This window comes from Mesorhizobium sp. CA12, assembly GCF_020165255.1.
In the GTDB taxonomy this organism is placed as follows: Bacteria; Pseudomonadota; Alphaproteobacteria; order Rhizobiales; family Rhizobiaceae; genus Mesorhizobium.
The window spans coordinates 157,325-179,335 of the sequence record NZ_JAIUHT010000011.1; the positions used below are offsets into that span (position 1 = coordinate 157,325).

General features: G+C 64.7%; 18 protein-coding genes and 1 riboswitch. Of the genes, 7 read left to right on the top strand and 11 right to left on the bottom strand.

The genetic code is table 11. The features are described 5' to 3' along the window. Positions 1–6 precede the first annotated feature (6 nt). Genes LB520_RS19395 through LB520_RS19405 form a run of 3 tightly spaced genes read left to right on the top strand, consistent with a single transcriptional unit; the run spans position 7 to position 4,576 of the window. Positions 7–1,086, top strand: coding sequence for an ATP-binding protein (locus tag LB520_RS19395; RefSeq protein ID WP_224638524.1), 1,080 nt, complete (start codon positions 7–9; stop codon positions 1,084–1,086). A 3-nt stretch (positions 1,087–1,089) separates the two neighbouring features. After that, positions 1,090–3,348 (top strand): DUF5682 family protein, encoded by a 2,259-nt coding sequence (locus tag LB520_RS19400; RefSeq protein ID WP_224638525.1) that lies wholly within the window; start codon positions 1,090–1,092, stop codon positions 3,346–3,348. Continuing rightward, complete coding sequence (locus tag LB520_RS19405) at positions 3,341–4,576, top strand: VWA domain-containing protein (RefSeq protein WP_224638526.1); 1,236 nt, start codon at positions 3,341–3,343, stop codon at positions 4,574–4,576. Before LB520_RS19400 ends, LB520_RS19405 begins: the two co-directional genes overlap by 8 nt. Before the next feature lie 22 nt (positions 4,577–4,598). On the opposite strand, the gene LB520_RS19410 is transcribed toward LB520_RS19405, so the two are convergent. From LB520_RS19410 to mtnK, 8 genes are all read right to left on the bottom strand, one after another. Further along, positions 4,599–4,799: a hypothetical protein gene (locus tag LB520_RS19410; RefSeq protein WP_095768799.1), complete on the bottom strand. Its 201-nt coding sequence runs from the start codon at positions 4,797–4,799 to the stop codon at positions 4,599–4,601. Positions 4,800–4,899: 100 nt separating this feature from the next. Beyond that, positions 4,900–6,900 carry a protein-L-isoaspartate(D-aspartate) O-methyltransferase gene (locus LB520_RS19415; RefSeq protein ID WP_224638527.1) on the bottom strand — a complete coding sequence of 667 codons (2,001 nt, stop codon included), beginning with the start codon at positions 6,898–6,900 and terminating at the stop codon, positions 4,900–4,902. 101 nt (positions 6,901–7,001) lie between these two features. Next, positions 7,002–7,727 carry an MgtC/SapB family protein gene (locus tag LB520_RS19420; protein ID WP_224638528.1) on the bottom strand — a complete coding sequence of 242 codons (726 nt, stop codon included), beginning with the start codon at positions 7,725–7,727 and terminating at the stop codon, positions 7,002–7,004. A 106-nt stretch (positions 7,728–7,833) separates the two neighbouring features. Next, positions 7,834–7,992 carry a peptide ABC transporter permease gene (locus LB520_RS19425; RefSeq protein ID WP_140634712.1) on the bottom strand — a complete coding sequence of 53 codons (159 nt, stop codon included), beginning with the start codon at positions 7,990–7,992 and terminating at the stop codon, positions 7,834–7,836. Between the two features lie 144 nt (positions 7,993–8,136). Next, positions 8,137–9,201: a class II fructose-bisphosphate aldolase gene (gene fba / locus LB520_RS19430; protein WP_224638529.1), complete on the bottom strand. Its 1,065-nt coding sequence runs from the start codon at positions 9,199–9,201 to the stop codon at positions 8,137–8,139. Between the two features lie 214 nt (positions 9,202–9,415). Next, positions 9,416–9,883 (bottom strand): 6,7-dimethyl-8-ribityllumazine synthase, encoded by a 468-nt coding sequence (locus LB520_RS19435; protein WP_224638530.1) that lies wholly within the window; start codon positions 9,881–9,883, stop codon positions 9,416–9,418. A 79-nt stretch (positions 9,884–9,962) separates the two neighbouring features. Then, a riboswitch (FMN riboswitch) is annotated at positions 9,963–10,115 on the bottom strand. 235 nt (positions 10,116–10,350) lie between these two features. Beyond that, a complete protein-coding gene (mtnA, locus tag LB520_RS19440) occupies positions 10,351–11,445 on the bottom strand; it encodes an S-methyl-5-thioribose-1-phosphate isomerase (RefSeq protein ID WP_224638531.1) in 1,095 nt (364 codons plus the stop codon). Beyond that, positions 11,442–12,710: an S-methyl-5-thioribose kinase gene (mtnK, locus tag LB520_RS19445; RefSeq protein WP_224638532.1), complete on the bottom strand. Its 1,269-nt coding sequence runs from the start codon at positions 12,708–12,710 to the stop codon at positions 11,442–11,444. The genes mtnA and mtnK overlap by 4 nt, the downstream gene beginning before the upstream one ends. Positions 12,711–12,846: 136 nt before the next feature. Here mtnK and LB520_RS19450 point away from each other — a divergent pair, with 136 nt between their 5' ends. The 3 genes from LB520_RS19450 (at position 12,847) to LB520_RS19460 (ending at position 16,519) form a co-directional block, all read left to right on the top strand. Continuing rightward, on the top strand, positions 12,847–14,358 hold the full coding sequence (locus LB520_RS19450; protein ID WP_224638533.1) for a sugar ABC transporter ATP-binding protein: 1,512 nt from the start codon (positions 12,847–12,849) through the stop codon (positions 14,356–14,358). Between the two features lie 77 nt (positions 14,359–14,435). Then, positions 14,436–15,431 (top strand): ABC transporter permease, encoded by a 996-nt coding sequence (locus LB520_RS19455; RefSeq protein ID WP_224517907.1) that lies wholly within the window; start codon positions 14,436–14,438, stop codon positions 15,429–15,431. Between the two features lie 35 nt (positions 15,432–15,466). Continuing rightward, on the top strand, positions 15,467–16,519 hold the full coding sequence (locus LB520_RS19460; protein ID WP_095768891.1) for a substrate-binding domain-containing protein: 1,053 nt from the start codon (positions 15,467–15,469) through the stop codon (positions 16,517–16,519). Positions 16,520–16,591: 72 nt separating this feature from the next. On the opposite strand, the gene LB520_RS19465 is transcribed toward LB520_RS19460, so the two are convergent. Next, complete coding sequence (locus LB520_RS19465) at positions 16,592–16,831, bottom strand: DUF1127 domain-containing protein (RefSeq protein WP_411908991.1); 240 nt, start codon at positions 16,829–16,831, stop codon at positions 16,592–16,594. A 261-nt stretch (positions 16,832–17,092) separates the two neighbouring features. Here LB520_RS19465 and LB520_RS19470 point away from each other — a divergent pair, with 261 nt between their 5' ends. Beyond that, complete coding sequence (locus LB520_RS19470) at positions 17,093–18,598, top strand: winged helix-turn-helix domain-containing tetratricopeptide repeat protein (RefSeq protein ID WP_224638534.1); 1,506 nt, start codon at positions 17,093–17,095, stop codon at positions 18,596–18,598. A gap of 54 nt (positions 18,599–18,652) precedes the next feature. Here LB520_RS19470 and LB520_RS19475 read toward each other — a convergent pair whose 3' ends face one another. Both LB520_RS19475 and LB520_RS19480 read right to left on the bottom strand, forming a co-directional pair. Continuing rightward, on the bottom strand, positions 18,653–19,717 hold the full coding sequence (locus tag LB520_RS19475; RefSeq protein WP_224638535.1) for a D-alanine--D-alanine ligase family protein: 1,065 nt from the start codon (positions 19,715–19,717) through the stop codon (positions 18,653–18,655). A gap of 224 nt (positions 19,718–19,941) precedes the next feature. Then, on the bottom strand, positions 19,942–21,996 hold the full coding sequence (locus tag LB520_RS19480; RefSeq protein WP_224638536.1) for a bifunctional aldolase/short-chain dehydrogenase: 2,055 nt from the start codon (positions 21,994–21,996) through the stop codon (positions 19,942–19,944). Positions 21,997–22,011 lie beyond the last annotated feature (15 nt).

Consider the following 22,011-nt stretch of genomic DNA (forward strand, 5'->3'; position numbering starts at 1 on the left):
GATCGCATGAACGCAGCCATCCGCCTTCCGGTCGAAGAAATCTATGCGTCGGAACTGCAGGCGCTGGCGCGCGGCGACGACCGTCAGAAGCCTGCCGGCTGGAGCCTGTCGCCCAAAGCAGTGCTCACCTATCTGATGGGCGGCAAGACCAGCGACGGCACGGTGATTTCGCCGAAATATGTCGGCCGCCGGCAATTGATGGAAACGGCGGTCGCCACTTTGGCTACCGACCGGGCGCTGCTTCTGCTCGGCGTTCCCGGGACGGCGAAATCCTGGGTGTCGGAACATCTCGCCGGCGCCATCATGGGAAACTCGACGCTGGTCGTGCAATGCACCGCCGGCACCGACGAAAACCAGATCCGCTATGGCTGGAACTATGCCCAGCTGCTGGCCAAGGGCCCGAGCCGGGAGGCGCTGGTGCCGACCCCGCTCTACCGCGCCATGCAGGACGGCAAGCTCTGTCGCCTGGAAGAGTTGACGCGCATGGGCTCCGACGTCCAGGACACGCTGATCACCGTGCTCTCGGAAAAGATGATGCCGGTGCCGGAATTGAACGCTTCGATTTATGCGCAGCGCGGCTTCAACATCATCGCCACGGCCAACAACCGCGACAAGGGCGTCAACGAGCTCTCTTCGGCGCTGAAGCGTCGCTTCAATGTCGTGGTGCTGCCCTTGCCTGAGGACATGAACGAGGAAGTCTCCATCGTCTCCCGGCGCGTCGGCGAGATGGCCGGTGGGCTTGACCTGCCGGTGCCGAAGAATGTCGGCGAGGAGATCGCCCGCGTGCTCACCATCTTCCGTGAGCTGCGCTCGGGCGCGACCGCCGACGGCAAGGTGACGCTGAAGACGCCGTCGGGCTCGCTGTCCACTGCCGAGGCGATCGCCACAATGGTCGGCGGCCTCAGCCAGGCGGCCTGGTTCGACGACGGCAAGCTTCACGCCGCGGGCCTTGCCTCGAGCCTTGTCGGCGCCATCGTCAAGGATCCGGTGCAAGACAAGGTGGTGCTGGAGGAATATCTGGAGACGGTGCTCAAGAAGCGGCCGGACTATGCCGGCTATTACGCGGCGCTCAACGCGGCCATCTGAGCGATGACTGAGGGCGGCATCAGCTATTTCGGCATTCGCCATCACGGGCCGGGCTCCGCCGAGAGCCTGGTCAAGGCGTTGCAGGAATTGCGGCCCGTCGCCGTGCTGATCGAGGGGCCGGTGGATGCCACGCCGCTGCTGCCGCTGCTCGCCAGCCCCGACATGAAGCCGCCGGTGGCGCTGCTCTGCTATCCCGAAGATGATCCCGCGGCAACGAGCTTCTGGCCCTTTGCCGAATTCTCGCCCGAGTACCAAGCGGCGCTGTGGGCCGTAGCCAACAAAGCGGCGCTTCGCGTCATCGACCTGCCGTCGGCGGCGCGGCTGGCCGAGAAGGCGGCTGAAAGTGCGACGGACGCCGATGGGGCCGAAGCGGAGGCGACGGAAGAGCAGGGCGAGGAGGCCGAACGCATCCGAGATCCGATCGGCACCCTGGCGCGCGCCGCCGGCTACGAGGACGGCGAGAGCTGGTGGTCGGATATCATCGAGCAGAATCCTGCACCCGGCCCGATCTTCGCGGCCATTGCCGACGCGATGACGACGCTGCGCGACGGCGAGGGCGCGATCGGCAACTTTGAGGCGATGCGCGAGGCGCATATGCGTCTCGAGATCGCCGCCGCGCGAAAGGAATTCGATGGACCGTTGGCCGTCGTCTGCGGCGCCTGGCATGTACCCGCCCTGCAAGCGGCGCACACGCAAAAGAGCGACCAGGCGCTGCTCAAGGGCATCGGCCGACGCAAGACCACGATGACCTTCGCGCCATGGACCGGACCGCGCCTGGCGCTGGGCTATGGCTATGGCGCCGGCGTCGTCGCTCCCGGCTGGTGCAAGCATCTGTGGGCGACGCGCGGGCGCGATGATGCTTCGGTCCTTTGGCTGGCGCGGATCGCCGCGGTGCTCAGGGGTAAGGGCCATATGGTTTCCACGGCCTCTCTGATCGAGGCAGAACGCTTGGCTCGCGCGCTCGCCGCCATCCGCGACAGGCCGAAGCCCGGCTTCGAGGAATTGCGCGACGCCTCGGTCTCAGCGCTCTTCAACGGCGAGGCTTTGCTGTGGAAGATGGTCGAGGCCGAGCTGCTGCTCGGCGCCGATGTCGGCGAGATTCCACCCGACACGCCGCTTGCCCCACTGATCGATGATCTGCAGCGCAACCAGAAGGCGGCCCGGCTGAAGCCCGAGGCCCTTGAGCGGGAACTTTCCGTAGACCTGCGCAGCGAGAGCGGGCTCTTCCGCTCGACATTGCTGCACCGGCTGAATGTGCTTGGCGTCAACTGGGGCAGGCTGACGGATGTCGGCCGCAGTCGCGGCACGTTCCGCGAGCGCTGGATGTTGGCCTGGCAACCGGAATATGCGGTTCGCCTGGTCGAGAACCTGGTCTATGGACCGACCATCGAGAAGGCCGCCAATGGCCGCCTGATCCAGATGATCGGCGCGGCCGCGACACTGGATACGCTTGCCACACTGGTGCAAAACGCGATCACGGCGGGGCTGAGCGAGGCGTCCGCCGCCGGGCTCGCGGCGCTGGAGGAAAAGGCGGCACACAGCAGCGAGTGCCTGGAGCTGCTGGCCTCGGTGCCGCCGCTGGCCGACATCATCCGCTACGGCGAGGCGCGCAAAACCGAGACCGAACGCCTCGCCGGCCTCTTGGAACGGTTGATCATCGAAGGATCGATCGCGCTGCCTTATGCGGCGCGCGACCTCGACGCGCAGGCCGCCGCGGCCTTGATGGCCGCGTTGCGCAAGGCCGACGAGGCGATCAGGCTGGTCGAACCGGACGAGCATGTCCTGGAGGCCTGGCGCAACGGTCTGGCTGCCGTGCTCGATTCATCGCGCTCGACGGCGCTCGTCGCCGGCTGCGCCGCGCATCTGCTCTACGAGCACGGCCGGCTCTCCGCCGAGGCGACCGCTAATCTGCTCGCAAAGCGTCTGTCGCCGGGGACGCCCGTTGCCGATGCCGCGGCATTCTTCGAAGGCTTTTTCAGCGGTGCCGGCCAGAGGCTGATCTACGACGAGGGCCTGCGCGGCGCCGTCGATGCCTGGTTGGCCTCGCTCGAAGAGGAAGCTTTCGTGGCGCATCTGCCGCTGCTGCGCCGCGTCTTTTCCAACCTCGACAGCATGGAACGCCGGCGCCTGATCGAGGCCGTGCTTGGCAAGAGAGCGAGCCTGCCCAAGGGGCTGACGCCGGCACCGGACGGCGGCGAGGCTTGGCGCCGGCATTTTGCCCTTCTTGGAAAGCTGCTCGCAGGGGAGCCCCGCCATGGCTGACGAAGCGACTGGGCCGGAGCTCGATCAGACGCTGGACAATCGGGAGCGTCGCTGGCGGCTGGCGATCGGCGCCGACGAGGAAACATCGTCGGCGCTCTCGGCCGAGGATCGGCGGCTGTCTGCGGCGCTCGACGCGCTCTATGGCGACGGCAGCGGCGACACCGCCGGCGATCCGCGTAAGCGGCGTGGCGGGCTTGGCCGCTCGGCGCCGCGCGTCGCTCAATGGATGGGCGACATCCGCTCCTTCTTCCCCGAGCAGGTCGTGCAGGTCGTGCAGAAGGACGCCTTCGAGCGGCTGAACCTGAAGCAGATGCTGATGGAGCCGGAATTCCTCAAGGCGATCGAGGCCGACGTCAATCTCGTCGCCGACCTGATCTCGCTGCGCTCGGCAATGCCGGACAAGACCAAGGACATCGCGCGCTCGATCATTACCGATATTGTCGCGAAGCTGATGCAACGTCTGGAGCAGAAGACCGCGGAGGCGATCCGTGGCGCGCTCGATAAGTCGCGGCGCACCAACCGCCCGCGCCAGCGCGACATAGACTGGCCGCGCACTATTACGGCGAACCTTCGCCACTACCAGCCGGACCACAAGACCGTCGTGCCGGAAAAGCTGGTCGGCTTCATGCGCCGCCAGCGGCGGCTGGTCGATCTCGACGAGGTAACGCTCTGCGTTGACCAGTCCGGCTCGATGGCAAGCTCGGTCATCTACGCCTCGATTTTTGCCGCCGTGATGGCGTCACTGCCGGTCGTGCGCACCAAGCTCGTATGTTTCGACACCGCCATCGTCGATCTGACGGAAGAGCTCAGCGATCCGGTTGAGGTGCTGTTCGGCGTCCAGCTCGGCGGCGGCACCGATATCAACCAGGCCGTCGCCTATTGTGCCGAGCGTATCGAGCGGCCGGCCAAGGCGCATTTCATCTTGATCACCGATCTCTACGAGGGCGGCAACGGCAAGGAGCTTCTGCAAAGGCTGGCGACGCTGGTGCGGTCGGGCGTCAACGTGGTCGTGCTGCTCGCGCTTACCGACCAGGGCCGCCCCGGCTACGACCCTTCCATGGCCGGCTCGGTCGCGGCGCTGGGCATTCCGGTCTTTGCCTGCACGCCGGATCACTTCCCCGACATGATGGCGGCGGCGCTGCGCCGCGAGGACATCGGCGCCTGGGCGGCAGGGGCCGACATCAAGCTCGTTCGCGCCGACGCGGAAGAGCCAAAAACGGATGCGTGAGGCACGCGCCTGGCTTTAGACTCTATTTGTTCGTGCGCATTTTTTGCCGCGGATTGATGCCGCCGCTGGCCGTTGTGTCGTTCTCGACGTCGCCTTCGGTCGTGTTCTCGCCGAGCTCGAGATCATCGCCTTCCTTGATGCTGCCCTTTGACGTTCCGATGCCTGGATTGTTTTCCAGATCGGCGTCGCTCGGTTTGCGCGATTTGAGATGCTTGGTGCTCATGGCAGGCTCCTTCCAAGATTTGCTGGATGAGGAACTGATTGGCCGAAGCGAATGTTCCGAGCGCGTTTGGCCGCCGCTCCGTTTCGAAACTCCGACTTCGTTAAAGTCCGAACGGATAGGTTTCGGGTACACCGGTCCTGGCATGCTCCGGCCCAAGCGGCGTCACCGCTTTCGTCTTGTCGAACCAGACGAAGGCGTCGAACTGCCTCGGCAGCGAGGCATCGGCATAGTGGCTGCGCAGTTCGGTTTCCGGCCTGTAGATCACGCCGATGAAGCGCTCCAGCCGCCGCTCCAGCAGGCGATGTCTCAGTGCGGCGTCGCGGTCCATATCGAGCAGGAACCGCGACACCCCGCTGTCGTGGCAGAGCCGTTCGTAGCTGTCCGCATGCGAAGGGCGCACCCGCATGACCTGCATCGGATCGTCCCAATCGGAAGCGGCGGCCACGGTTCCGGAATGGGTGCCGAAGCCGATCAGCGTCACTTGGTCGCCGAAGCGCTCGCGGCAGAGCTGGCCGATGTTCAACTCCTGCCTGATCGTTCCCATCTCGGTGAAACGGGCATCGCCGATATGCGAGTTGTGGGCCCAGACGACGGCCTTTGACTCCGAGCCGCGCGCCTCGAGTAGATGCTCTAGCGTCTCGAACATGTGCGTGTCGCGGAGATTCCAGGATTCCGCCCCGCCGTAATACATGATGCGATAGTAGCGTTCAGCGGCTGCGATCAGCCTTGCGTTCTGCGTAGCATCGAGAAAGTCGGCGCCGTCCTGTCGAGCGTAGTCGAGCTGTCTTGCAAGCAGCTCCTGACATTGCTCCAGCACGGCTTGTTCGCATTTGCGATAGCCGGCGGTGAGCACGGCGCGCCCGTATGTGGAAGGCTCTTTCTGCCACGGGGTCAGGCAGCCATAGCGTTGCCGCGCAGCGGCGGCGGCTTCCGGATCGACCTGGTCGAGATAGCGCAGGACGGCCGCAATCGACGCGCTCATATTGTAGATGTCGAGACCGTAAAAGCCGGCCCGGCGGTTTACATCGTCGAGGTCTCCATTGTGATCCCGCATCCAGCCGACGAATGCGTCGACATCGGTGTTGCGCCACATCCATGTGGGAAAGCGCTGGAACGGCGGCTCTGCGGCCGCGCGCGGCGGCCGATGGCGTACATGGCGGTCAATGGCCGCAGCATCCGGCCAGTCCGCTTCAACCGCGACGATGCTGAAGCCATGCTTTTCGATGAGCCGACGCGTGATCGCGCCGCGCGCCTTGTAGAATTCGGAGGTGCCGTGACTGGCCTCGCCGAGAAGGACAACACGCCGGTCCGCGAAGCGGTCGAACAGATCGCCGAAGGCCGGGTCTTCGAAATCCCGCAGCGGCTCGGCGGCGGCCGCGATCATCTCCGGCAGGCTTCTTTCGCGCGGCTGCGGCGTGACCACAGCCGGTCGATCGGCTCCATATCGAGGCCGTTCCGCCCAGCCTTGTTCGCCGATGAGCGGAACGAACTGCACGCCACCGAGGTCTTCCTCCTCGTAGGTCGTTGCGCCGGTTCGGGTGACCTTCAGCAGCCGCTGGTCGTCGACCTCCTTGCCGACGGGGATCACCAGACGGCCACCGACATCGAGCTGTTCCTGAAGCGCCAGCGGCGCGCCGGGACCGGCTGCGGCCACCAATATGGCATCGAACGGAGCGGCGTCGCTCCATCCCTTGGTGCCGTCGCCGGCGCGAACCTCGATATTGTCGTAACCGAGGCGTTCGAACCGCTGCCGGGCGATTTCGGCGAGCATCGCATGGCGCTCTATCGTGTAGACGCGGGCTGCAACACGACTCATCACTGCCGCCGCGTAGCCCGAACCTGTGCCGACCTCGAGAACGCGGTCGCCAGGATCGATCTCGGCGGCTTCGATCATGTAGGCGACCATGAAGGGTTGCGAGATCGTCTGACCCTTGCCGATCGGCAGAGGGGTGTCCTCATAGGCGAATTCCTCGAAATCGGGGTCGACAAAGACCTCGCGTGGAACCTCCCGCATGGCCTCCAGAACCCGGCGGTCATGAATTCCACGCTGGGCGATCTGGACATCGACCATCCGGCCGCGCGTCAGAGAAAGTTCGGCCATCAATGCCTACCGATCATGGACAAGTACCATCTTTCCCAGAACCATCTGCGGGCGGGAAAGTTTCATGTCCGGGACGATTTCAAGCATCCTCCGTTACGACACTAGAACGGCTTCTCGCTGATCACCTCGAAGCGCTCGACCGCGCAATGCTCGCCGACAAGCGTCAGCACGTCGGTCGAAGGTGGAATAGCGTCGGGCTGCTTCCACAGAATGTTGAAGGAATAAACAAAGCGCTCACGGTCTGCGTCGTGCTCCATGCCGACGAAGCGGGCACTGTAGCCAAGCGGCCGCACCATTTCCTGGAGGTCGGGCGGCGCGTTTTTCGGCCAGGAGACCGAAAGGATTGCCTTGTGATCGCGCCGGATCTTGAGGTCGACCCATTTCAGCGCCTGCAGTGTCACCAGCGTCAGCACGGTTGCGATCGCGCCGAGGCCGTACTGACCGCCGCCGAAGGCAAGGCCGATCATGGTCATGATCCACATCGTGGCGGCGGTGGTGACGCCGGTGACCAGATCGCCGCGCCGCAAGATAGCGCCGCCGCCGATGAAGCCGACACCGGTGAGCACGCCGAGCGCAAGACGCATCACATCCATGCGCACGAAGGAGTCCGGTCCTTTGCCCGAGACACCGAGCAGCATGTTGGCCTGGACCATTGCGACGCAGGCCGCAAGGCCGACCAGGATGGTCGTCCGCAACCCGGCGGAATGACCGCGGGCCTGGCGGTTCAGGCCAATGAGGAAGCCTGCAAGCACCGTGACCAGCAGCCGCGCGACGAGGTCCGGCCATGTCGGATGAAGCGGCATGTCGCAGCAAAGCGGCGTGAGCATGGTCCGTCGGGGCAGCCTAAGCGCGCCCTCCGTTGCGTCTGGAATGCTCAACTAGGCTTGGCCGCCGATGGTTCCCTGGCCGCTACTCCATCATGCGCGAATCGCCTCACCGGACGGCAATGCTCAGCACCAGCGCCAGCACGACGATGCCGACCAGCCCAGCGATGAAGATGATGCGACGGGTGCGCGTGCGCAGGATGATTTCGCCCTGTCGCGCGTCCTGCCCGGAAAACACCGGACCTTCGCTGTCGCGGTCCTTGCTCATGGTTGTCTCCTTCCCTGTGAGCGGGCACGGGAGGCGTCAGAGCAGGAACCGGTTTGGCCGGCATGAAGTTCCGCCACGCGGATGCTGAGGCGGGGCAGGGCCGGCTACCGCGACCGGCCGAAAACCGGCCGCGGGAAAGTTGGCTTAGCCGAATTTCGGGTCGAGGCTGCCCGACTTGTAGCGCTTGGCCATGTCGGCCAGCGGGATCGGCTTGATCTTCGAGGCGTTGCCGGCGGTGCCGAACTGCTCGAAGCGCTCCTTGCAGAGCTTCTTCATCGCCGCCATAGCCGGCGTCAGATATTTGCGCGGATCGAACTCGCTGGGGTTCTCGCTCAGCACTTTGCGGATCGCGCCGGTCAGCGCCATCCGGTTGTCGGTGTCGATGTTGATCTTGCGCACGCCATGCTTGATGCCGCGCTGGATCTCTTCCACCGGCACGCCCCAGGTCGGCTTCATCTGGCCGCCATATTTGTTGATGATCTCCTGGAGTTCCTCGGGTACCGAGGACGAGCCGTGCATGACCAGATGCATGTTGGGCAGGCGGCGGTGGATCTCCTCGATCACGTTCATCGCCAGCACCGCGCCATCCGGCTTGCGCGAGAATTTGTAGGCGCCGTGGCTGGTGCCCATGGCGACGGCCAGCGCGTCGACATGCGTGTCGCGCACGAACTGCTCGGCCTGCACCGGATCGGTCAAAAGCTGGTCATGGCTGATCGCGCCCTCGACGCCGTGGCCGTCTTCCTGCTCGCCGCCGCCGCTCTCCAGTGAGCCGAGCACGCCGATCTCGCCTTCCACCGAAACGCCGCCCCAATGCGACATGTCGACGACACGGCGCGTGATGCCGGAATTATAGGCGTAGTCGGCCGGCGACTTGCCGTCCTCCTTCAGGGAGCCGTCCATCATCACCGAGGTGAAGCCGTACTGGATCGCGGTGACGCAGGTCGCTTCGTTGTTGCCGTGGTCGAGATGCATGCAGACCGGGATGTCGGGATGGATCTCGACCAGCGCGTCGATCAGCTTGGCCAGCACCACGTCATTGGCATAGGCGCGCGCGCCGCGGCTGGCCTGCAGGATGACCGGCGATTTGGTCTCCTCCGCCGCCTCCATGATGGCGAGGCCCTGTTCCATATTGTTCATGTTGAAGGCAGGCACGCCATAGCCATGTTCGGCAGCATGGTCGAGCAATTGTCTCAGTGTGATGCGAGCCAACGAATAGTCTCCCGTATCTGGTTCGAGCCCGTGTTTGAAAAGGCCGCCCGGGCGTCGGGCGGCCCCGTTGCTTCTGGCCGGATTTCGGAGCTACCGCAACCTTTCGGAGCCTTTTCGGCCGCAATTCTTGTTGCAGGGCTGAAATCCGGCCGCGGCCGGGCCTAAAGCGCGTCGCGCTGAAAAGGATTCAGGCTCCACGCTTTAGGTTTTGCTTTCATGCGGCGATGCGTGAGCGCGCGGCGAGGATTTCGACGCAGGCCTTCGCCGCTTCCTTGCCCTTCACGGTGAAATGCTCATGGAAGAAGCGATGGTGCTCGGCGCTGTCATGGTAGTTGTGCGGCGTCAGCACCGCCGACAGCACCGGCACGCCGGTCGCAAGCTGCACGTTCATCATGCCGTCAATGACGGCGCTCGCCACGAAGTCGTGCCGGTAGATGCCGCCATTGACGACAAAGGCGGTGCCGAGAATCGCGGCGTAACGGCCGGTCTCGGCAACCGTCTTGGCGTGCAGCGGAATCTCGTAGGCGCCCGGCACGTCGAAGACCTCGACGGCAAAGCCGCCGAGGGCGGCAAGCTCCGTCTCGAAGGCCGTCACGCATTGGTCGACGATATCGGCATGCCAGCGCGCCCGGATGACGGCGACATGACGGACAGTATGGTCTTTGAGGAAATGCTGATTCATGGGTCCTTCCTTCCGTTTCGAACCAGAATCAGGACGCACGACGCAAAAACGCGGCCCGCGCCAGCGGACCGTCTTCTGCGTGCGTTCTCTTCCATCCGGACTTTAACCGTCGGCTCCGGAATCACACCGGATCTGCTGACCCTTCCGTTTACGCGGAAGGCGCTCGCGGGCTTGAGCGATCGAAATCGCCCTTACCGCCGGTGGGGACTTTCACCCCGCCCTGAGAACATTAACGCAGGTTTTATGAGAGAGCAGGGCAATAGTGTCAACTGGCGATGACATCGCGGTCGTCATCCTAAGGCGGAGTAAGGAGCGAAGCGACGCGCACAGACCCTAGGATCCATGCCGTGGCGCTAAGGCATTGCCACGGTTACAGAATTCTGCACCGTTGCGCTCGATGACGGAGGTCACGGCATGGATTCTCGGGTCAAGCCCGAGAATGACGACGTGCTGGGGAGATCAGCTAGTCACCCACGCTCCGGGAACATCGCTTTCAGCCCCTCGCGCGAGGCCTTGGCCACGCCGCGCTCGGTGATCAGCCCTGTCACCAGCCGCGCCGGCGTCACGTCGAAGGCTGGGTTCGCCGCTGGCGTCGCATCCGGCGAGACGCGCACCTGCGCGACCTTTCCGTCGGCCGTCTTGCCCCACACCAGCGAAACCTCGTCGCCGGAGCGCTCCTCGATCGGGATTTCCTTCAGCCCGTCGGCCACGGTCCAGTCGATGGTGGGCGAGGGGAGCGCGACATAGAAGGGCACGTCGTTGTCGGAGGCCGCGAGTGCCTTGAGATAGGTGCCGATCTTGTTGCAGACGTCGCCATCGGCCGTGGTGCGGTCGGTGCCGACGATCACCATGTCGATGTCGCCGCGCTGCATCAGGTGGCCTCCCGCATTGTCGACGATCAGCGTGTGCGGTACGCCGTGTCCCGCCATTTCCCAGGCGGTGAGCTGGGCGCCCTGGTTGCGCGGCCTCGTCTCGTCGACATAGACATGCACCGGAATGCCGGCCTCGGTCGCCAGGTAGATCGGCGCGGTGGCGGTGCCGTAATCGACCGTCGCCAGCCAGCCGGCATTGCAATGGGTGAGGATGTTGACGCGCTCGCCCGGCTTCTTCTTCGCCGCGATCTGCCTGATTATCGCAACCCCGTTTTCGCCGATGGCGCGGTTCAGCCTGACATCCTCATCGGCGATCTCCGTGGCCCGCCTGTAGGCCGCTTCGGCACGCTCTGCAGGCGCGAACGGCTTGAGGTGCCGGCGCATCTCGTCCAACGCCCAGCGCAGATTGATGGCCGTCGGCCGTGTCCTGTGCAGCGTCTCCCACACCGCGTCGAGCGCTTCGTCCGACGGGTCGTCCATCATCTGGATGGCGACGCCATAGGCCGCGGTGACGCCGATCAGCGGCGCGCCGCGCACCCACATGTCGCGGATCGCGGTGGCGATGCCGGTGACGCTTCCGATCTTCTCGATGCGGAATTCATGCGGCAGCCAGCGCTGGTCGATGATCTCGACCGAGCGCTTGTCGTCGCTGAGCCAGATGGTGCGATAGTGGCGTTTGCCGACGTTCAAAGGCTCTTCTCCTGTTCGATCAGCGCGGCCAGCTTGTTGACCTCGTCGATGCTGTGGATCTGGCGCCGGTTGACGGCGATATGGCGGCCGAAGCGCAAAGCCTTGGCTTCACATCTGGCGCGCAGGTCTTGATCGGCAATGGTCTCGAAATCGGCATTGTGGGCGAGACCCAGGATGCGCCGGTGCACCTCGATGCCGGCAAAGCCCAGCAGGTCGGTCCAGATCGAATGCAGCACGTGGTCGAGCGCCTGCTCGGCGCCGAGCAGATCGCCCTGATCCTCGAACAGGCTCCTCTGGTAGAGCATGCCGCTGCGCTCGGTCCGCCACAGATGCGAGAACTCGGCGCGGAAGGTCGCCCAGGTCTCGGCGGTGACGCCGAGCAGATAGGCGCGCATGGAGTCGCGGCTACCTTTCTCCTCGTGGCCGCGCTGCGAGAAGAAGGCCATCCAGAAATTGGCAAGCAGCATGCCGACATCGAAGGCGATCGGGCCGTAGAAGGCGAATTCCGGATCGATCATCCGGGTCTCGCTGTCGGTCACCATGATCGAGCCGGAATGCAGGTCGCCATGCAGCAGCGTCTCGGCATTGGCGGCGAACAGATGCTTCAGCCGCTGCGCCTCGACCTTGAGGTCGCGGTCGGCGCGCAGCTCGGCGACCAGGCCGTCGAGCTGCGGCGAGGTATGCCGGTTCATCTTGGCGTCGAAATAGGGGTCGGAGAACACCAGGTTCTCGGTGATGTCGCACAGCTCGACATTGTCGGCGAACAGCGCAAGATCGGCCTTGCGCTCCTTGGCTGCCATCGACAGGTCGGAGCCGCGGAACAGCGTGCGCGCCATGAACAGGCCGATGTCGCGTGCGATGTTCGGCAGCTCGCGGCCGTCGATCAGCGCCCGCCTGAGGATGATGTGCGGCGGCGCCAGATACTCCATCACGATCAGCGCCTGGGTCTCGTCGAAATGGTAGATCGCCGGTACCGAGCCCGGCGCACGGCGCTCCTGCCTGGTCAGTGCATGATATTCGAAGAAGGAGCGTTTTAAGGGCAGCGGCCAGCTGTCGCCGACCAGCCGCACATAGGGCAGCGCCTGCTTGACCACCGCGGCACCCTTGTCGCCTTCGACGATGAAGACGAGGTTGAGATTGCCGTCGCCGACCTCCTGTACCTTCCAGCGGCTGGTGTCCTTGCCGATGCGCGCGGTCAGCGCCGCGGTCTCGCCAAGGCGCTTCGGCAGCGTTTCCACCGACAATGCTTCGAACTTCCCGGTCATGCTCTCCCTCCTGCGCGTGGTTTCCGACGATAGCGGAGCCACAGCGGCGGGGCCAAGCTAGGAAGCGCTCTGGCAAATGTCAATCGTGTTGACAATTGCCGAATGAGCCCATAGCGTCACGATCCGGGAGGAATGGATGGGCGCAGATGCCGTGTTCCATGTGGAGGGCCTGAGGAAATCCTTCGGCCAGAACGAGGTGCTTGGTGGCATCTCGCTCGACCTCTTTGCGGGCGAGGTGACCGTGCTCATGGGCGCCAACGGCGCCGGCAAATCCACCCTGGTCAAGATCGTCAGCGGCGTCTACGAACACGGCGCAGGCTCGATGCGGCTTGCCGGCAAGGCCTTCGACCCGCAGACACCCGCCGAAGCCATCCGCGCCGGTGTCGTCACCGTGCACCAGAACATCAATGACGGCGTCGTCGCCGACCTCGACGTCGCCACCAATCTGACGCTCGACCGGCTAAGCGGCAAAGGCGCGTCGTTGCTTTTCAAGCCTGCCAATGTCCGCGCCGAGGCGAGAGCCGTCGCCGACCGCATGGGACTTGCCATCGACCTCAAGGCGCGCGTCAGCGACTTGTCGTTGGCGGATCGGCAGATGGTGGCCATCGCCCGCGCCATGGCGCATCGGCCTAAGGTCCTGATCCTCGACGAGCCGACCTCTTCGCTATCGAGCGCCGAGGCCGATCGGTTGTTTTCGCTCATTGACCGGCTGCGCGGGCAGGGCGTCGCCATCCTTTATATCTCGCATCGCATGTCCGACATCAGGCGGCTCGCCGACCGCATCGTGTCGATGCGCGACGGCGTCGTCTCCGGCGTTTTCGACAACAAGCCGCTCGACTATGAGGGCGCGGTCAACGCCATGCTCGGCCGCAAGATCCATCTCGACAGGGTAGTTGCCAGAAGCTCGGCCCGAGCCGTGTTCTCCGCCGAAGGGTTGCGGCTCGCGCAAGGATCGAGACCGATCTCGATGACGCTCGGCGCCGGCGAGGTGGTGGCGATCACCGGCCTAGTCGGCGTCGGCAAGACGGCTTTGGCGGAAACGCTGTTCGGCGTGCGCCGGCCGCTCGCCGGCACCATGCACATGGACGGCAAACCCTACGCGCCGGGCTCGGCGCGCGAGGCAATCGCCGCCGGCGTCTTCCTGGTCGCCAAGGACCGCGCCGCGAGCGGCATCGTCGGCGGCTTCAACATCGAACGCAACATCAGCCTGCCGTTCCTCAAACGCATGTCGGGCTTCGGCGTCATGAAGAAGCGCGCCGAGCGCATCGCCGCCCGCCGCCAGATCGACGAGCTGGGTATCGTCTGCCGCTCGGAGAGGGACGAGCTGTCGGCGCTCTCCGGCGGCAACCAGCAGAAGGTGATGGTGGCGCGCTGGATGTCGCAGGCCTCGCGCCTGTTCATCCTCGACGAGCCTTTCCAGGGTGTCGACATTTCGGCGCGTCGCGACATCGCCGCCAAGCTGAGGGCAAGCGCCGACGGCCGCGCGACGCTGATCTTCGTTACCGAGCTCGACGAGGCGCTGGAGACCGCCGACCGCATCCTGGTGATGTCGGAACACACGATCGTCGGCGAGCACCGCAACGATGACATCGATCTCGACCGGCTGCTGGCGGAAGTGGCCGGCGGACCGCTTCACAGCGCGGCGTGAGATCGCAGGATGACGAGACTCGGAGTGCAGGCATGAGTTCCAGTTTGGCGGGCAAGGCAACGGCGCGGGAGCGTTCGATGACATTGCGCGATTACGCCATCCGCTACGGCTTCATCGTCCTGCTGGTCGGGCTGATCGCCTATTTCGCGGTCGCCGCCGATGGCTTCGCTTCGCCGCAAAGCGCTGTGTTCATCTTCCAGTCGGTGGCCATCACCGGCGTGCTGGCGCTCGGCGTCACCGCGACGCTCGTCGTCGGCGGCTTCGATCTGTCGATCGGCTCGGTCGCCACCAGCGCCATGATGGCGGCCTCCTACGCCATGGTCGTGCTGGAGCAGAACGCGATCGTCGCCGTCATCGCCTGCCTGGTCATCGGCGTCATCGTCGGCCTGATCAATGGCTGGCTGATCGTCTATATGCGCGTGCCCGATCTTCTGGCCACGCTCGGCATGATGTTCCTGCTGCTCGGCCTGCAGCGCATTCCGACGGAAGGCCGCTCGATCGCCACCGGCATGACCATGCCCGACGGCTCGGTCGCCAACGGTAAGTTCTCGGAAGCCTTCCTGGCGCTCGGCCGCCACCGCATCGACTTCTTCATCCCGAACCTGATCCCGGTCTCGGTCGTCGTGCTCGTCGTGCTCGCGGCGCTGATCTGGTTCTTCCTCGAATACACGCGCTTCGGCCGCATGATGTATGCCGTCGGCAGCAATGAGAGGGCGGCCGAGCTCGCCGGCGCGCCTGTCAAGGCATACAAGATCTGGGCTTATGTGATTTCGGGAGTTTTTGCCTCGATCGGCGGGATTTTGCTCGCCGCCCGGCTTGGACGCGGCGACATCGCCTCGGGTAATAATCTCTTGCTCGACGCAGTCGCGGCGGCGCTCATCGGCTACGCGGTGCTTGGCGCCGCCAAGCCAAACGCCTTCGGCACCGCCGTCGGCGCGGTGTTCGTCGGCGTCCTGCTGCAAGGCCTGACGATGATGAACGCGCCTTACTACACGCAGGATTTCGTCAAGGGCGCGGTGCTTGTCGTCGCCCTTGTCTTCACCTTCGCCCTTTCCGGCAGGGGCAAGAGATAGTTTCGACCGGGGCATAACAAATGGAGGAAAACGAAGTGAGCATCACAAGAAGACTTTTGGGGAAGGCGGCACTCGGCCTCGCCGGCGCGGCGCTGCTGATGCAGGGGACGGCGCTTGCCGCGGACCGTCCGGCGCCGTTCGACAAGCCGGGCGTCAAGATCGCGCTGGTGCGCTATCTGTCGACCGGCGACTTCTTCCAGGCCTATCTCTCCGGCGTCGAGGCGCAAGCCAAGGCGCTCGGCGTCGACCTGCGCGTGCTGGACAGCCGCCAGGACGCAGCACTCCAGGCCGACATGGTCGACCAGGCGATCGCGCTCGGCGTGCAGGGCATCATCATCCAGCACGGTCTGACGGAATCGATGAAGGACGCCGCCCAGCGCGCCGTCGACGCCGGCATCAAGGTCGTCGCCTTCGACGTCAATGTCGAGAACCCGAAGATCCCGCAGGTCGAGCAGTCCGACCGCGACCTGGCGAAGCTCGCGCTCGAGCAGGCGGTCAAGGACAATGGCGAGAGCTGGAAGGCCGGCTATGTCTATGTCGCCGGCATCGCTCCGCTCGACCGCCGCAACGAGACCTGGGTCGACGTGAAGAAGAAGTACTCGGGCATCAACGAGGTCGCCATGTTCGGCACGCTCGACAACCCGATCGCCAACTCCGTCGCCAACCAGGCGCGCTCGGTGCTGCAGGCGCATCCCGACATCAACGTGATGTTCGCCCCCTATGACGAGTTCGCCAAGGGTGTGAAGATCGCCGTCGACGAGGCCGGGCTGAACAAGAAGATCAAGATCTATTCGGCCGACATCTCGACCTCGGACATCGCCGCCATGCGCGAGCCGGACAGCGCCTGGGCAGCAACCGCCGCCACCAACCCGGCCGTCGTCGGCCAGGTCTCGGTGCGCGCGCTGGCGCAGCTGCTCGCAGGCGAAGATCCCGGCCACAACGTCATCGTGCCGCCGACGCTGATCACCCAGAAGGAGCTGATCGACAAGGACATCAAGAACATGGAAGATCTGTCGGCCAAGCTGCCGCAGTTCGCCCATGCCGATGTCGCGATGCCGGCCTGGATGCCGAACCCGAACGCTAAGTAAGGTTCGGACGGTCGCAAATGAAGAGAGCGGTCCAACGGGCCGCTCTCTGCCCTTCAGCCGGCCCAAGGCGGTCTATCGCTGCCAGAAGGGCAGCTTGGCGATCTCCGCCTCGACCTCTTTTCTCGTCAGCCCGATGTCGTCAATCAGATGCGGATTGTCCGTCGCCATGCGCTTGAGCTCGAAGCGGAAATAGGCCTGCTTGCGCCGCTCGGCGATAAGGCTGCGCAAGGCCGCCAGGCTGAAGCGCCCGCGCCTTGAGTGCATTGCCGGTGCCGCCGCCAGACACGTAGAGGGCGTGAAGCTATCGTTCATGGCAACCTCCATCCAATAAGGGGTTTTGAACACCCTCGACCTGATTGAGATTGCACTGTGCCGCAGGCGGCCGGCGGCGTAATTAAGCCGTCCCAAATAGTTCTCAAAACTTCCAAATCGGCTAGAGCGGTTCACCGTTTCACGAAAACGGCGAACCGCTCTATCCCTTTGTTTTTACGCAATTCCGGACGGATGGTTACGGCGAAGTCGCCGAACTTAACCGCTTCACAATTTTCCTGGAATTGCTCTATAGATCGCCGCATGCAGGGATCGCGCTTCGCTTTCGGACCGTTCGTGCTTGATCCGGGCGCGGGAACGCTGCTCCGGGGCGATGTTCCCGTCGCAGCCGGCCATCGCGGGCTGAAGCTGCTGGAGGCGCTCGTCGCGCGTCCGGGCGAGATCCTGGCCAAGGCCGAGCTGATGGATGCGGCCTGGCCGGGCACCGCCGTCGAGGAAGGCAATCTCACCGTCCAGATCGCGCAGCTCAGGAAGCTGCTTGGTCCGGCGACCGGTGGCGGTGAATGGATCGCCACGGTGCCGCGCGTCGGCTACCGCTTCACCGGCACCGTCGAACGGCCCGATGCCCCACGCAAACCCTTGCCGCTGCCCGACAAGCCGTCGATTGCCGTGCTGCCCTTCGTCAATCTGAGCAGCGATCCCGAGCAGGACTCTTTCGCCGACGGCCTGACCGAAGACCTGATCACCGATCTCTCCCGAATCCCGGGCCTCTTCGTCATCGCGCGCAACTCGGTCTTTGCCTATAAGGGCAAGGCCATGGATGTGCGCGCCATCGCCGCGCAGCTCGGCGTACGATACCTGCTGGAAGGCAGCGCCAGGCGCGCCGCGGGGCGGGTGCGCATCAATGCCCAGTTGATCGATGCGCTGAGCGGCGAGCATCTCTGGGCGGAGCGTTTCGATCGCAGCCTTGAGGACATTTTCGCCGTTCAGGACGAAGCGACGGCCAAAATCGTCGAGGCGCTGCTCGGGCGGCTGCGCGCATTGCCGGAGCGCAACCGGCCGAAGAGCCTCGAAGCCTATGATCTCGTCGTGCGGGCGCGAAAACTGTTCGACGAGTCGCCGCAAATGGCGCGCGAAGCGCATCTGATGCTGACGCGCGCGGTCTCGCTCGACCCGGACTATGCCGAGGCCTATCGCTGGCTCGCCATGAACCATTGGATGGGCTGGGTGCATTGGGGCGAGCCGTTCGAGCCCGCCCGCAGCACGGCCCTGGAACTGGCGCGCAAGGCTGTGGCGATCGATCCCAACGATGCCGGTTGCCGCTGGGTTCTGGCGAACCTTCTTGCCTATGAACGCGATTTCGAACGGTCCGAGGCGGAATTCGCCAAGGCGATCGAGCTCGACCCGAACGAGGCGGATATCTGGGCGACATTGTCCGATATCGACGTGCTGGGCGGGCGGATAAGCGAGGGCCTGGAGCACATCCGCAAGGCCTTCCGGCTCAACCCCTTTCCGCCGAGCTGGTACTATCTGACGCTCGGCCAGGCACAGTATGCGGCCCGTGACTATGAGGCCGCCGTCGAGACGCTGCGTCGCGACGAGACTTACCGCACGAGTTCGCGCCGCTTTCTGGCGGCAAGCCTGGCGCAGCTCGGCCGTCTCGACGAGGCGCGCACCGAGGTCGCGCTGTTCCTCGTCGGCAATCCGCATTTCTCCACGCGGCGCTGGGTCGAGACGGAGCCCTTTCGCGACGACGCGATGCTCGAGCATTTCGTCGACGGCTTCCGCATGGCCGGCCTGCCGGAGTGATGTGGCGACATGGCCAACTGGCCGCTGCCGGGATTTCGTATTCTTAGGTCTTTTTCACCGGCCGGCGCGCGCCAGCCCATGCGCCACCAGACGGTCGATGACCTCCGGATAGCTGACGCCGCTCGCCGCCATGGCCTTGGCGTACATGCTGATGTTGGTGAAGCCGGGAATGGTGTTGAGCTCGTTGATCAGGAAGTTCATGTCCGGCATCAAGAAGAAGTCGACGCGGGCCATGCCGTCGCAGCCGAGCGCCCTGAACGCCCTTGCAGCCGCATCGCGCATGGCATCCTCGACCTTCTGCGGCAGCTCGGCTGGCACGATCAGTGCCGCGCCGTTCTCGTCGATATATTTGGCGTTGTAGTTGTAGAAACCGTGGCTCTCCGCAGGCACGATCTCGCCCGGCCGTGAGACGAAGAGTTCGCCCGCGGGGCTCTCCAGCACGCTGTATTCGATCTCTCGGCCACGGACGAATTCCTCCGCCAGCAGCTTGCGGTCATGTTGGAATGCTTCCGCCAGCGCGTGGTCGAATTCCTGGCTGGCATTGACCTTCGCGACGCCGACCGACGAGCCCTGCCGCGCCGGCTTGATGAACAGCGGCAGGCCGAGCTGGTCTTCCAGTTCGGCGAGCGGAGGCGCGGCACCTTCATTGATCGTCACCGAGCGCGCCACAGGCAGTCCGGCCGCCTTCAGCAGCCGCTTGGCGATGTCCTTGTCGAGCGCCGTGGCGGAGCCGAGGATGCCGCAGCCGGCGAGCGGCACGCGTGCCACCTCGGCCACGCCCTGCACCGCGCCGTCCTCGCCATGCAGGCCGTGCAGGACCGGAAACAGGATATCGATGGCGGGCAGTTCGTGAGGCACGCCGCTGGCGGGGATCGCCAGCATCCGTCCATGGCCGCCCGGCACCAGGCAGAGCTGCGTGCCGGCCGACGGCGCCGCCAGCGCGCCGTCCTCGAAGCGGCTCAGCAGCCATTGCCCTTCGCGGGTGACGAAGATCGGCACGGCGTCGTATTTCGCCGGCTCCAAAGCAGCCATGACGTTGGTTGCCGAAAGCAGCGATACCTCATGCTCGGCGGAGCGCCCGCCGAAGAGCACGCCAATACGAAGTCTTTTCGCCGCCATCTGGAGCTCCGCCAATGATCAAGGTTGGAGCCGCATGCGAAACACGAGGCACCCCTTAAACTGGTTGAGCAATACGCGAAGGGTTGGTGTGGATTTTGACGGGTTCGAGCAGTTCTTCAGCAGAAGCGCGGAAGGCCTTCAGTTCGGAACGGCGTCAAAACAGGGACGATGGAGCGTTCTTCGTTTTCACGAAACGAAGAACGCTCCAATGCATGCCCACATGTTCAGCGCAGTGCCGCCGCGATGTTGCCGCCGTCCACCGTCGTCACATCCGCCGTGGTGCGCTCGGCCAGCGCCTGGTGCAGGAAGGCCTGCGCCACGTCGTCGGCCGTCACTTCCTGTCCCAGCAGATTGCCGGACATGTATTCTTTTTCGGACACGCCGCGCGCGCCGGAACGGCTGGCGATCATCGCGTCGGTCAAGAGACCCGAACGGATGCGGTCGGCGTTGACCGCGTTGGAGCGGATGCCATAGGCGCCGTAGTCAAGCGCATACTGCCGCGACAGGAACAATGTCGCGGCTTTCGGGATGCCGTAGGCGCCGAATTTCGGGCCGGGATTGATCGCCTGCTTGGAGGTGTTGAACAAAAGCACGCCGCCCGTACCCTGTTCCAGCATGATGCGCACTGCATTCTGCGCCGCCGACTGGTGGGCGAAGAAATTGAGCTCGAAGCTTTTGCGCAGCGTCGCGTCGTCCAATTCGCCGATGCGGCCTTCCCAGGCTGCACCCGCATTCGAGACCAGGATGTCGACGCCACCATAGATGGCGACCGCCTTGTCGAAAGCGGCGCGCATCTCGGCCGGCTTGGTGATGTCGGCGCCGACGCCGATCGAGTTGTTGCCGGCCGCCTTCGCTGCTTCCGCTGCCTTGGCTGGGTCGAGATCGACGATCACGGCATGCGCGCCATTGGCTGCGAACAGTTTTGCCGTCGCGGCGCCGATGGCGCCGGCGCCGCCGGTGATCAGCACCACCTGGCCGCTCAGCGGTTTCGGCTTGTTCGAAGCGAGCTTGGCCTGCTCGAGAGACCAGTATTCGAGCGGAAAGAGGTCGGCCTTGGAGAGTGGATGGAAATTGCCGATCGCTTCCGCGCCGCGCACCGCCTCGATCCACATCTCGCCGACATCCGACGCGATCTTGGCTTCCTTCAGCGTGCGGCCATGGCCGAACATGCCGAGGCCCGGCACCAGAGTCAGGCGCGGCATCGGGTCGAGCATGGTGCGCTTGACATCGTCCAGCGCGTCATTGGTCTCGAAATAGGCGGTGTAGTCCTTGACGAAGGCATCGACATGGCTGCGGACGGCGGCCTTGTAGTCGCCGAGCTTGTCGGCGTCGGGCGCCGGTACCGCCATCGGTCCGGTCTTGATGCGGATCGACAGGTCCGGGGTCGATACCCCGCGCCCGGCCAGCTCGGCGATCTTGGCGGAATTGATGAAGTCGACGATCGCGTCCGAGGTGCGGAAGTCGCTGATCATGCGGTCGAAGCGGCCTTCGCCGCGCGCCACGGCAACGGCGCCGCGCAGCGTCGGCGCGATGTCGCTGGGCTTGGCGAGCTTTGCCGGCAATGCTGCCTTGGCCGTCTGCGGCTTGCCGTTCTTGGCCACATAATCCTCGGCCACAGTCACATAGTGGATCATGCGGCCATAGGCCTGCCTGGCGTCGTCGCCGAAGGTGAAGATGCCGTGCTTGTCGAGAATAAGGCCTTCGACGCTGGGATCGGCGCCGAAGATTTCCGCCGCAGCCTTGGCGAGGTCGAAGCCCGGCTTGATGTAGGGCACGTAACCCATCTTGTCGCCGAACACCTTTTTCACCAATGCCTTGCTGTCTTCCTGGTCTACGATCGCAAGGATCGCTGTCGAATGCGTGTGGTCGACGAACTTGTGCGGCAGGAAGGCATGAAGCAGCGTTTCGACCGACGGGTTGGGCGAGGACGGATCGATGAGGTTGGAGCGCTGCAGCGCCACCATGTCCTCGTCGGAGAGCTTGTCCAAAGAGCGCGCCTTGAGCAGCGCGCCCATCTTCACCGCCGGCAGGCCTTGCGGCTCGATGACCGCCATGTCCCAGCCGCTGCCCTTGACGCAGAGCACGTCCCATTCGTCGCCGACGAGATCGGTGGCTTTGGTCTTGCAGGAGGTGTTGCCGCCGCCATGCAGCACCAGGCGCGGCTCGCCGCCGAGCAGTCGGGTCGTGTAGACGCGCAGCGCAAGGTCGCGGCCGACGCCCTTCCTGGCATAGTCGGCAACCATCTTTTCCGCGTCGGCGTCATTCCAAAGGTTCTGCATGTCGATCCGTCCGAT